The following is a 12,179-nucleotide window of genomic DNA, read 5'->3' on the forward strand; positions in this document are numbered from 1 at the left end:
TTAGTGCCGCCACGTCGCAGTAAATCTATGCCTTCTTGGAATGGCGGGCGCAGTAAAACAGGTGAATATAAGCGGGCACCGCCACCAGCATCAGCACTAGAGCCAGCACCATCATCCAAGATAAATTCACCGGCGAGTGCGGTGGCGCCGGCCGATAAATAAAACCGTCAAAATGCTTAGCCAGCTTTTTCGGCTCCAGGTGGTAAAGCTCGGTTATCACCCGCCAACGGGCATCGGACATGGCGCCGATGGAGTTGCCCGACTGCATGATCAGGGGCTTGAGCTGATCAGCCTCGAATGCCAGTTGCTCCAAGGATTTATTGGGCGCGTAATGTTGTTGCGTGATGGCAATAGCCTGATCGAGATTCAATAAGGCATAGCGCCAGCCGCGCATGCTCGCCTGATGAAAGCGCTCTACCACCTCGGGGGAATGGGCAAGCAGGTGCTGCGAGGTAAAAAGCACGTCGCCATAGACATTCAGGCCATAGCGTTTTGGGCAAACCAGACGATAATCTATGCCCATCTGGCTGAGTTGATAAGGTTCATTGGTGACATACACCTGCATGGCATCGATTTCTTGCGCCAGCCAGGCGTCTAAATTGGACTTGCCCACATGGTCCACCACCTCGACATCGACCTGACGATGATCCAACAGGCTCATCAGTTCGGCGTCTTCACCCTTGGTAAGCGGACTAATACGCTGGCCCTGAAAATCTTCGGGATTGAAAATCGCCGAGTCTTTGCGTACCAGCCAACAATAGGGAGAAGATTGCAGCAAGGCCGCCAGTGCCACCACCGGCTTACCTTCGAGTCTTTGCTTGATAATGCCCGAGTGGGTAATACCGAAATGAGCACCACCACTAAGCACCTTAGCCATAGTATCCGTGTCCGTTGGCGACGCCGGCACTATATTGACCTCTAAACCCGCATCACGGTAGTAGCCCAGCTCCTTGGCAACATAATAACCGGCAAACTGGAATTGATGTTGCCACTTCAGCTGCAGGGTCACCTCGGTGGGCGTATCGGCCCAAGCCCAAGGCGCTGTGCACAGCAACAACAGCCGAACACAATAGCTAGCGAATGCAGTTATTTTGTTCACGATTCATCCCTGATTACGTTGACTACTCCACTATAAGCAAGCTTCACCGATATTGCCAGCCGCGTTACTTTGGCCCTGGCGATGAGCCAAAAACTGCCGGTAACAAGGGTTCTCCGTTTCGTCTATATATTGATAACCCAAACGCTGCAAATGCTGATTAAATGCACCCTGCTCCACCTCGGGTACCTCAAAGGCGGCGAGCACATTGCCAGTCGCGGCACCATGGTTACGGTAATGGAACAGGCTAATATTCCACTTGCTGCCCAGGGTATCTAAGAAGCGCGCCAAGGCACCTGGATACTCGGGAAACTCAAAGCGCAGTAGTCGCTCTGCAAGCTGCTCGCTGGGCTTACCACCGACCATATAGCGCACATGCAGCTTGGCCAGCTCGTTATCCGACATATCGACATAGTCGTAACCTTGCTCGTCTAGCGCTGCCAGTAACTCTTGCAACTCGCTGGCGCCCTGGCGCAAACCAATGCCGACAAAGATTTGAGCCTCTCCGGGCCCGGCATACCGATAGTTAAACTCGGTAATGGCACGCCCCCCCAAGGACTGGCAAAAACGTTTAAAGCTGCCCTTCTCTTCTTTGATGGTGACCGCCAGCAAGGCCTCATTTTTCTCACCCAGCGCAGTGCGCTCGGCGACATGACGCAAGCGATCAAAATTCAGATTGGCGCCGGAGAGCACCGCCGCCAACTTAAGCCCCTTCTCCCCGGTGTTTTGCACCCACTTTTTCAAACCGGCCAGCGCCAAGGCTCCGGATGGCTCAGCGACGGCGCGGGTGCCGACAAAAATATCCTGCACCGCGGCGCAGATTTCATCGCCGCTAACGGTGACTACTTCGTCGCAGAATTGCTGCGCCAGCCTAAAGGTTTCGGTGCCAATGATCTTCACCGCCACACCATCGGCAAAGCTGCCAACACGCTCCAGCTCCACCGGCTTACCGGCGCTCATGGCTGCCTGTAAACAGGCGCTTTCTTCGGCTTCCACGCCAATCACGCGAATATCCGGACGCAGAGACTTAATATAGACCGCCATCCCGGCCAGCAAACCACCGCCGCCCACCGGCACAAACACCGCATCGAGCTCTGGCAACTGCTGCATCAGCTCACGGGCTATGGTGCCCTGGCCGACGATCACATCGGGGTCGTCAAAGGGTGGGACAAACACCGCCCCTTGGCGCTCGGTAAGTTCCAATGCATGGGCCTTGGCGGCATCAAAATGATGACCATGCAACACCACCTCAGCACCAAAGTTACGCACCGCATCGACCTTGATCTGCGGCGTGGTCAGTGGCATGACTATGGTTGCCTGATGACCGAGTTCGGTGGCGCTCAGTGCCACCCCCTGGGCATGGTTGCCCGCCGAGGCAGTCACCACCTTGGAGCCCTTGGGTAATTTGCTCAGCTTGTTGTAGGCGCCACGTAGTTTAAAGGAATAAACCGGTTGCTGGTCTTCGCGCTTAAGCCAGATTTTTGAGCCCAGTTTTGCTTCTAACGCACTGAGCTCACTGACCTCGGTCACCTTGACCAAGGGCTCCATATTGGCCTGAATGATGGCGCGAAAATAATCGAGTTCGCTTGCCGCCATCAACTTAACTCCTCAAGCTTTTGCAAGTCGCGCACCGCGCCCTTGTCTGCACTGGTGGCAAGCAAGGCATAGGCTTTTAACGCCGGAGTAACCACACGCTGGCGATCAAGCGGCTTATACGCCTGCTTACCACGAGCTTCTTGCTGGGCACGTCGCTCTGCCAGTTGATCCTCGCTCAGGGCTAAGTTAATGCCACGATTAGGGATATCTATGACGACCTTATCGCCATCCTCTACCAGGGCGATGGCGCCACTACTGGCGGCCTCTGGCGACACATGGCCGATAGATAAACCGGAGGTACCGCCGGAAAAGCGACCATCGGTGATCAAGGCACAGTCTTTATCCAAAGCCATAGACTTTAAGTAACTGGTGGGGTAAAGCATTTCCTGCATACCCGGGCCCCCTTTGGGGCCTTCGTAACGAATGATCACCACATCACCCTTTTGCACCTTGCCCTCGAGTATGCCATCGACGGCATCATCCTGAGATTCATAAACCTTGGCTGTGCCTGTAAACACCAGCATGTCTTCGGCGACGCCGGCGCTTTTAACAATACAGCCGTTGGGCGCCAGGTTGCCGTAAAGCACGGCCAAACCGCCATCCTGGCTAAAGGCATGTTCGACACTGCGAATACAGCCCTGCTGACGATCCAGGTCTAACTCATTCCAACGATAGTCCTGGCTCATGGCCTTGGTGGTTCGAATGCCCGCCGGACCGGCGCGATAAAAGGTCTGCGCCCGCGTATTTTGCGAGTCGGTGGCGTCAAAACGGGCGATCACCTCGGCCAAATTCTCGCCGGCAACATGGCCAACGGATAAATCGAGCTTATCGGCCTTGGCCAGCTCATTGAGTATGGCCATTATGCCACCGGCGCGGTGCACATCTTCAATGTGGTATTGCTGCGTGGCGGGTGCCACTTTACAGAGAAATGGCGTGCTGCGGGACAGTCGGTCGATGTCCGCCATATCAAAATCAACGCCGGCCTCTTGCGCCGCGGCCAACAGGTGTAACACGGTATTTGACGAGCCGCCCATGGCGATATCCAGGGTCATGGCGTTCATAAAGGCCGCCTGGTTGGCGATATTGCGCGGCAGTACAGACGCATCATCGTCGCCATAAAAACGGTTACACAAATCGACGATGCGCTGACCCGCCTCCACATAAAGCTGCATGCGATCCTTGTGGGTTGCCAAGGTGGTGCCATTACCCGGCAGAGCCAGACCTAAGGCTTCGAGCAAGCAGTTCATGGAGTTGGCGGTAAACATGCCGGAGCAGGAACCACAGGTAGGACAGGCCGAGCGTTCAACCTGATCCGAGTCTTCATCACTGACCGTGGGGTCTGCGCCCTTGACCATGGCATCGACCAAATCCAGCTTGATATCTATATTTGCCAAACGGGTTTTACCCGCTTCCATGGGGCCGCCGGAAACAAAGATCACCGGGATATTTAAACGCAATGCGGCAAGCATCATCCCCGGAGTGATCTTATCGCAGTTAGAGATACACACCATGGCATCGGCGCAGTGGGCATTGACCATGTATTCCACCGAGTCGGCGATGAGGTCGCGCGATGGCAGCGAATAGAGCATGCCGCCATGGCCCATGGCGATGCCGTCATCGATGGCTATGGTATTAAATTCGCGGGGAACACCACCGGCATCGCGAATGGTCTGCGCCATTAAATCGCTCAGTTGGTTTAGGTGTACATGCCCGGGCACAAACTGAGTGTAGGAGTTTACTACGGCAATTATCGGTTTTTTAAAATCGCTGTCGGTCATCCCAGTTGCTCGCCATAGGGCGCGGGCGCCCGCTCGTTTACGTCCTTCGGTTGTCGTTGCACTGCGTAATTTAGCCATGTCTACCTCAATAGTTTTGCGAACACCAATGTGTGTCGACTTTCCTCATTCCCAAAAAATATGGCAGCGTCAATGCGCTGCCCTCAGTATTATTCGTTTACGTATTCCAACCAACCACGCGGGTCTTCGCTTTGTCCCTTAACCAGGTCAAAGTAAGCCGTTTGCAGCTCTTCGGTGATAGGACCTCGCTCGCCCTGACCCACCTGAATTTGATCCACGCTGCGTACCGGCACGATTTCCGCCGCGGTACCGGTCATAAAGAACTCGTCGGCAAGATAAAGCGCCTCACGCGCGATCGGCTCTTCACGTACGTCGTAACCACGCTCCTTGGCCAATGTCATAATGGTGTCGCGCGTTAAGCCCGGCAGAATGCAGGCGGTGGTCGGCGGGGTATAAAGCACACCATTTTTGATCACGAAGAGGTTTTCACCGGCGCCTTCGCTAAGTAAACCATTGGTATCCAAAGCGATGCCTTCAACATAGCCATTACGCTTGGCCTCACCTGAAATAAGCTGTGACGACAAATAGTTACCACCCGCTTTCGCGGCCGTTGGCATGGTGTTCGGGGCCAAACGGTTCCAGGATGAAATACACACATCCACACCTTGCGCCAGGCTGTCATCCCCCAGGTATGCCCCCCATTCCATTGCCGCCACTGTCACTTCGGCGCGATGGGATTTAGGGTTCAGGCCCAAGCCCACATGACCCAAAAAGGCGAATGGACGAATATAAGCATTGGTAAAACCGTTTTGTCTTACCGCATCCTTACACGCCTGGTTGAGCTGCTCTAAGGTAAAAGGAATTTCCATACGGTAGATCTTGGCCGAATCGTAAAGCCGTTTCATATGATCGGTTAAACGGAAAATCGCCGGACCGTTTGGCGTGTCATAGGCGCGAATGCCTTCAAAGACCGAGCTACCATAATGCAGGGCATGGCTTAATACGTGTGTTGTTGCCTGGTGATAAGGGATCATTTCGCCGTTATGCCAAATCAGTTCAGAGGTTTGTGTCATGTGTTGTACCTTCTTTAAAATCCAGTTGCCTAGCCGGCCCAAATGGGGCGCGGATTAACTTGCTTGTTGTTGTAGTTGCGCCATAGTGACACTGTGCACATCTACTAATTTATTCAGTTGCTGTGTTAAAAGATAGATAGGTTTATCGCTATCTACCGTGATCTTGACCGCATATTGATCTTGGTCACAGGCCAGCTCCAAAGCGGTCAGCTTAAAGCCACGGTGACGGGCCACACGCAGGAAACGCTCCACGGCCACGGTTTGATTCGCTAAGTTTAGGGTTAAACGGTGTTTCATGGTTGCTCCTAGGTGTTGGCTTGGGTCAGCATTTGGTCATTGGCGGCACCCGGTGGAACCAGAGGCCAAACATTGTCTTTGTCATCGATGCAGACATGTAACAGATAAGGTCCTTGGCTACTAAGCATGGCATCCAAGGCCTCATCGACTTGTTCCTGGCGCGTGATACATTGACCATCGATGCCAAACACACGCGCCAAAGCAACGAAATCCGGGTTATCTGACAGGTTGGTCTCACTATAACGTTCGGCAAAGAATAGCTGCTGCCACTGACGCACCATGCCGAGGCGCTGGTTATCTATAATCACGATTTTCACATCCAGGTTATTACGACGTATGGTGGCCAATTCCTGGATATTCATCATGATTGAACCATCCCCCGACACCGTCAGCACCATATCGGTCGGCCGCGCTATTTTGGCGCCTATGGCCGCTGGCAGGCCAAAGCCCATGGTGCCGGCACCGCCACTGCTTAAGTGATTGCTGGGGTGAGAAAATTGCATATGTTGCGCCACCCACATTTGATGCTGACCCACGTCACAGCAGACCACCGCATCGGCGCTTAAGCGCTGCGACAGTTGATTTAGTAAGGCCGGCGCGTAAACCGTTTCGCCAGGATAGTCATAGCGCCATGCATGCTGCTGTGCCAAGGCGGTGATATGCGCGCACCAATTCGGCTCGGTGACAAAACAGTGCAGCTGCGGCAAGGAGGCTTTTAAATCCGCCACCAAGGATGCGGCAACCGGCTTGCGTTTACCCACCTCGGCGGCATCGATATCCAGGTGAATAACCTGGGCATTGGGGGCAAATTTAGTCAGGTTACCGGTCACCCGGTCATCGAAGCGTGCTCCGATACACAACAATAGATCGCATTGCTGCACCGCCAGGTTGGCTGCTTCACCACCGTGCATGCCTAACATGCCAAGGTTCAGTTCATAGTCTGGGGTCACACTACCCAGGGCTTTTAGCGTTTGTACCGCTGGCATCTGGGTTTTATACAAAAACTGCATCAATTGTGCTTGCGCATCCGCGGCCTGCACGCCGCCACCGATATAAGCGACCGGGCGCTGGCATTCGCTGAGTAGCTGATTGGCTTTATTCACCTGTTCCTGACACGGCTGCTGTCGCGCCTCGCTATCGGCCAGCCACGGCTGGTACTGTGCTTCACCCATTTGAATGTCCTTGGGGATATCCACCAGCACTGGGCCGGGACGACCGCTTTGGGCTAGATGAATAGCCTGCTGCAATATGGGCGCCAGATCTTCACTACGCTCCACCATAAAGCTGTGTTTGGTGCAGGCCAGAGACATACCCAAGACATCCACCTCTTGGAAGGCGTCAGAGCCGATGGCGGCGGTGGGAACCTGACCTGTGATCGCCAATAAGGGCACCGAGTCCATCATGGCATCGGCCAAGGCGGTGATCAAATTGGTTGCGCCCGGGCCACTGGTGGCCATACAAACTCCCAACTTGCCACTGCTACGGGCGTAGCCTACTGCGGCAAAACCGGCACCTTGCTCGTGACGAGTAAGATAGTGAGTTACCTGAGATTCATACAAGGCGTCATAAATGGGCATGATGGCTCCGCCTGGGTAGCCAAATACCTCGTTTATTCCTTCCATTGCCAATATCTCTACTACTAATTCTGCGCCGGTCATTGTTCCTCATTCCTCAATGTGTTGGCCCTGAAACGAAAAAGCCCCCCGAACTTTTCAGTGCGGGGGGCTTTAAGCGTGTTAATTTTTTAACGCACTACGAAGCCCCCGCGGTAATAATAATCACCACGGTGTTAATCACTAGGACTAGGCTTGATAGCAGGTTAAGCATAAATTAATTCGTTCTAAGTCTAATTAAAAAATCTAATGGACGGCTGGACCGTCGCTCTTTTTCTATTAGTACCGCGAGCACTGTCGCAAGTCAACCACAAAAACAATGCAAAATTGCAGATTAAAAAGGAGCAAGAAGCATAAAAAATCCCTGAAACAACCTAAAATTTAAACCTATCAACCTTACAGCCCTCAACTGCATATAACTTACCTTCACTTACCGATAGCACTAGCTGATTAATTTTTCGCAATTATTTTCCGGTCAATGGGTTTTATGAGTTAACTCGGTTACACTCGGAGGCGACTCTAGTATCAGGATGACACGATGAAAAAATTAACTGCATTTTGGCTCTTTTGCCTGTTTATTATTTTTACCCAACCCGCATTTGCCGAACTGACACCGGCTTTATGGCAGGTGGAAAAGCAGGGAAAAACCTCGTACTTATTCGGCACTGTGCATGTTGGCGACAGCAGCATGAATGGCCTACCCAAGAAGATCGAAAAGGCCATCGCCGACAGTGAAGCAGTGGTGGTGGAAGTTGACTTGAGCGCCCTGACTGCGGTGCAAATTCAACAGCGCTCCATGCCATTTTTAATGCTGCAAAATGGCCGTACTTTGCACTCGGAATTAAGCCCACAAAGCTACCAGAAGCTCGACCAGTACTTTGGTGAAAAAAGCATTAATATCAAGATGTTTTCGGCGTTAAAGCCGTGGGCCGTGTTGCTTACCGTAATGCAGATTGAGCTGCAAAATGCGGGCTACTCGGAGCAATTCGGCATAGATAAACAAGTGATGGCCAGCGCCGCGCAACAAAACAAGCCCATCATAGAGCTGGAGTCCCTCGAGCAACAGTTAGAAATGTTTACCGTCATGGAAGAGCATGCCGACCATATGGTCGCCGACACCTTTCGACAAATCAGTCAATTTGAAGAACAATTTCAACGCCTGATCGATGGCTGGAAAAAGGGCGAAACGGCCATGCTTGCCGAGGCCTATGAGCAGGCCTTCGATGACTCCGAATTTGGCCAACTTAATGAACATGTGCTCTTGATTGAACGTAACCATAAGTGGATAAAACAGCTGGAAAAACCCTTGAGTGAGCAATCTCTTTTTATTGCCGTCGGCGCCCTACACCTGGGTGAGGAAAATGGTTTAATCAAGCTGCTAAAAAAGCAAGGATTTAAGGTGACTCGTAGCTAATTTAGCGCCAATCTGCGCGGATAAACACGGAAATTAATGCCTCCATGAACGTTGACAGCGAGGCATGGAAAGTGTTTGAATAAAAAAGCACCCTATTGATTCGGCCATTTAGATGGCCGCAAGGGCTAGAAGAGGTGCGTCATCCAGGTAGTTATGATGAGGAGAGCAAGCTCCAACGATTCATAATGAGGGGGATGTACGCCGAGAGGTGAGGTAAATTGCTTAATACTCCCTCGGGCGCTTGGGTTGAATCCCGGCGACTGTCACCAATAGCACATAATTGCTATATGTTTGGTGGAGAGCTTCTGGTCTTAGCATAACAGGCCGGCAGGCTCTGTTACGTATAAGCCCATTCGCTCTTCGAATTTAACCTGTTCGAGTCGGCGAATGCGGAAACCACTCCCCTTTGTTGCTCTCGAACTCGCACTAAGTTCGGATGAGATGACAACTACTCAATCGTTATCACACACTGTGCTGTGGACAGCACTGATCACCCCGATGCTTGAAGATGGCGGCATTGACTTTGATGGCCTAAGCGCGCTGGCACAAGAGCAAGCGGCAGCCGGTAATGGCGTGCTGATCCTTGGCTCCACAGGCGAAGCCCTGGCCCTGGATGTAGCCGAGCAACAAGCCGTGGTGAAACACATTTGCGCCCTGGAACTAAACACCCCGATCATGGTCGGTGTGGGCGGCTACAATCTGGAAGCGCAGCGCCAATGGCTGGCCTTCTGTAATGACTACCCGATAGACGCTTATTTGCTTGGCGCTCCCTTGTATGCCAAGCCCGGTCCGGTAGGGCAAGAGCAATGGTTTCGCGCTCTACTTGATGCCAGTGAGCACCCCTGCATGCTTTACAATGTCCCCGGCCGTGCCGCGGTCAGTCTGGACCCGCAGGTACTCGGCAAGTTGCAAGATCACCCGCTCTGCTGGGCGTTGAAAGAAGCCAGCGGCAGCATCGACTGTTTTGAACAATATCGTCTTGCGGCACCTGAATTGGCTATTTTCAGCGGCGACGACGCGCTGATCCCTTATTACGCTCAGGCCGGCGCCGCCGGTTTGGTGTCGGTGGCGGCAAACGTGTGGCCCGAGGCTACGCACCGTTTTGTGCAGTTAAGCCTGCAGGGACAAAGCCATAACGCATTTTTGCATTGGCGCGAGGCGGTGGCGGCACTCTTCCATGTCAGCAACCCGATTCCTTCAAAGTGCTTGTTACACGCGCTTGGGCGCATCACATACCCAACTCTTCGCGCCCCGTTAACACATGCAGAGGTGGATGATTTACATCTCCTTTTACGCGTACACGACAGCATCACATCTTGGCATTCAACACAGGTTTAAAATTTTCATGAACTGGTTAGAACTTCTTAATAATTTAGAAACGGGCGCCGTTCGCGCCGCATCACAGGACGAAAATGGTCAATGGCAGGCCAATATCGAGGTTAAACAGGGCATTCTTGAAGCCTTTAAAAACGGCACCAATACCGAATTCCCCGGCGGTTTTGTCGATAAAGACAACCTGGCACCGCGCGGTTTTAGCGCCGAAGACAATATCCGTATGGTACCGGGCGGCACCTCGGTACGTCGCGGTGCCTATGTGGCTGCGGGCACCATCATTATGCCACCGGCGTATGTCAATATTGGCGCTTTTGTCGATGAAGGCACCATGGTCGACAGCCATGCGCTGGTCGGCTCCTGCGCCCAGGTAGGCAAAAACGTACACCTAAGCGCCGCAGTGCAACTCGGTGGTGTATTGGAGCCAATCGGCGCCAATCCCGTGGTAATCGAAGACGATGCCTTTATTGGCGCTGGCTGCGTAATCGTCGAAGGCGTGGTCGTGAAAAAAGGCGCGGTACTTGCGCCGGGTGTACGCCTGAGTGCCACCATTCCAGTTTATGACTGTGTCAATGAGCGTCAGCTCGACAAGGGTGAACCCATCCCGGAAAACGCCATTGTGATCCCGGGGTCACGTCCAAGCTCAAGCGACTGGGGCCGTGAGCAAGGCCTGTCGATGAGCTGTGCCCTGATTGTGAAATACCGAGATGAGCAAAGCGATGCATCATTAGCGCTGGAAGAGGTGTTACGCTAATGCGCCCTGTCGGTACCGAATTGCAAGGGCACCTTGAGTGCATCAGCCAGGAGCAGCTGGAGCCGTGCTTTGTATACGACCTCGACGCCTTACGCCAGCACTTGGATAAGCTGATGGCACAAGACGTGGTCAAGCTCTGGTATGCGGTCAAGGCCAACCCCTTGTCGCGTATTATCCGCACCCTGGCCGAAGCGGGCTTCCAGTTCGACGTGGCCAGCAGCGGCGAGTTGCATCAGGTACTGGCACAACAAATCAACCCGGAGCAGGTACTGAATACCGGCCCGGCGAAATCAAGACGACAAATCGATGAATTTATCGCCCTGGGCGTGCGCACCTTTGTGGCCGAAAGCCTCAATCAGGTGCGCTGGTTAAACCAGGCAGCTCTGGCTCATAAGGTGCAGCTAAAACTCTTGTTAAGGGTGCAACTGCGCTGGCCCAAGGGTGAGAAAAATCCGTTGGGCGGTGACACCCTCACCCCCTTTGGTCTTGACCCGCAACAGTGGCACGGTCTGTATCTGGCCGACTATCCAGCGCTCACCTGCATCGGCGTGCATATTTTCCAATGGGGCAATATGCTCAGCGCCGATAAACTGCTAAGTCTGTGGCAGCAAATGCTACCGCCACTTCAGGCCTTAAGTGAGCAGCTTGGTTTTGCCATGCAGGTGCTTGATTTAGGCGGTGGCCTGGGCGTTCCCTATGACGACGAAAGTGAGCCGCTAGCCTGGCAGGATGTACTTACGGCGCTGGAGCAGATAAAACGCGAAAGCGGCGTGCAGGAGCTGTGGATGGAGCTAGGTCGTTATGCGGTCGCCGAGTGTGGCTATTACCTAAATCCTGTGGTTGAGCAAAAGGAAAACTATGGCGAGCAGCAGTTGATCGTCAGTGGTGGTATCAACCACCTACTGCGCCCTGCCGTGGCCGGTCAGGCCTTCCCGTGCACCCTATTGCGTACCAGCGAGGCGCCGACGAGAGCATTCAATATTCATGGGCCCTTGTGTACGGCGCTGGATAGCCTGGGCACCCACTTGCTTCCCGAAGACATTAACGAACAGGACTGGCTGGTGTTTGCCCAAACTGGTGCCTATGGGTTCACCGAAAGCATGCCGTTTTTCTTGTGTCACCCGCTGGCGGCGGAGTATGTGATCCAAGACGGCAATTTACATCTTTTGCGCGAAAGTGCTGCCCCCAGCAGCTATTTGAGGTAGTCG

The 12,179-nt window shown here is 53.4% G+C and carries 10 protein-coding genes and 1 riboswitch; of the genes, 4 read left to right on the top strand and 6 right to left on the bottom strand.

The window, feature by feature from the left end; genetic code table 11:
• Nucleotides 1-25 precede the first annotated feature (25 nt).
• From C2M29_RS04415 to ilvG, 6 genes are all read right to left on the bottom strand, one after another.
• Nucleotides 26-1,099: an ABC transporter substrate-binding protein gene (locus C2M29_RS04415; RefSeq protein ID WP_233998348.1), complete on the bottom strand. Its 1,074-nt coding sequence runs from the start codon at nucleotides 1,097-1,099 to the stop codon at nucleotides 26-28.
• A 30-nt stretch (nucleotides 1,100-1,129) separates the two neighbouring features.
• Nucleotides 1,130-2,692 carry a threonine ammonia-lyase, biosynthetic gene (gene ilvA, locus C2M29_RS04420; RefSeq protein ID WP_105188574.1) on the bottom strand — a complete coding sequence of 521 codons (1,563 nt, stop codon included), beginning with the start codon at nucleotides 2,690-2,692 and terminating at the stop codon, nucleotides 1,130-1,132.
• Nucleotides 2,692-4,548 (bottom strand): dihydroxy-acid dehydratase, encoded by a 1,857-nt coding sequence (ilvD, locus tag C2M29_RS04425; protein ID WP_105188575.1) that lies wholly within the window; start codon nucleotides 4,546-4,548, stop codon nucleotides 2,692-2,694. Before ilvD ends, ilvA begins: the two co-directional genes overlap by 1 nt.
• 89 nt (nucleotides 4,549-4,637) lie before the next feature.
• Nucleotides 4,638-5,561 (bottom strand): branched-chain amino acid transaminase, encoded by a 924-nt coding sequence (locus tag C2M29_RS04430; protein WP_105188576.1) that lies wholly within the window; start codon nucleotides 5,559-5,561, stop codon nucleotides 4,638-4,640.
• A 54-nt stretch (nucleotides 5,562-5,615) separates the two neighbouring features.
• Complete coding sequence (gene ilvM / locus C2M29_RS04435) at nucleotides 5,616-5,858, bottom strand: acetolactate synthase 2 small subunit (RefSeq protein WP_105188577.1); 243 nt, start codon at nucleotides 5,856-5,858, stop codon at nucleotides 5,616-5,618.
• 8 nt (nucleotides 5,859-5,866) lie between these two features.
• Nucleotides 5,867-7,516, bottom strand: a complete 1,650-nt coding sequence (gene ilvG, locus C2M29_RS04440; protein WP_105188578.1) for an acetolactate synthase 2 catalytic subunit — start codon at nucleotides 7,514-7,516, stop codon at nucleotides 5,867-5,869.
• A gap of 493 nt (nucleotides 7,517-8,009) precedes the next feature.
• On the opposite strand from ilvG, the gene C2M29_RS04445 reads away from it, so the two are divergent.
• The 4 genes from C2M29_RS04445 (at nucleotide 8,010) to C2M29_RS04460 (ending at nucleotide 12,176) form a co-directional block, all read left to right on the top strand.
• On the top strand, nucleotides 8,010-8,885 hold the full coding sequence (locus tag C2M29_RS04445; RefSeq protein WP_105188579.1) for a TraB/GumN family protein: 876 nt from the start codon (nucleotides 8,010-8,012) through the stop codon (nucleotides 8,883-8,885).
• Between the two features lie 121 nt (nucleotides 8,886-9,006).
• Nucleotides 9,007-9,198: riboswitch (Lysine riboswitch) on the top strand.
• Nucleotides 9,199-9,326: 128 nt separating this feature from the next.
• Nucleotides 9,327-10,223 (top strand): 4-hydroxy-tetrahydrodipicolinate synthase, encoded by an 897-nt coding sequence (gene dapA / locus C2M29_RS04450; protein WP_105188580.1) that lies wholly within the window; start codon nucleotides 9,327-9,329, stop codon nucleotides 10,221-10,223.
• Between the two features lie 7 nt (nucleotides 10,224-10,230).
• A complete protein-coding gene (locus C2M29_RS04455; protein ID WP_105188581.1) occupies nucleotides 10,231-10,971 on the top strand; it encodes a 2,3,4,5-tetrahydropyridine-2,6-dicarboxylate N-succinyltransferase in 741 nt (246 codons plus the stop codon).
• A complete protein-coding gene (locus C2M29_RS04460; protein ID WP_105188582.1) occupies nucleotides 10,971-12,176 on the top strand; it encodes a PLP-dependent decarboxylase in 1,206 nt (401 codons plus the stop codon). Before C2M29_RS04455 ends, C2M29_RS04460 begins: the two co-directional genes overlap by 1 nt.
• The last annotated feature ends 3 nt before the right edge of the window (nucleotides 12,177-12,179 follow it).

Origin of the sequence: Pseudoalteromonas sp. T1lg48, from assembly GCF_002964785.1 — a bacterium.
Classification (GTDB): Bacteria; Pseudomonadota; Gammaproteobacteria; order Enterobacterales; family Alteromonadaceae; genus Pseudoalteromonas.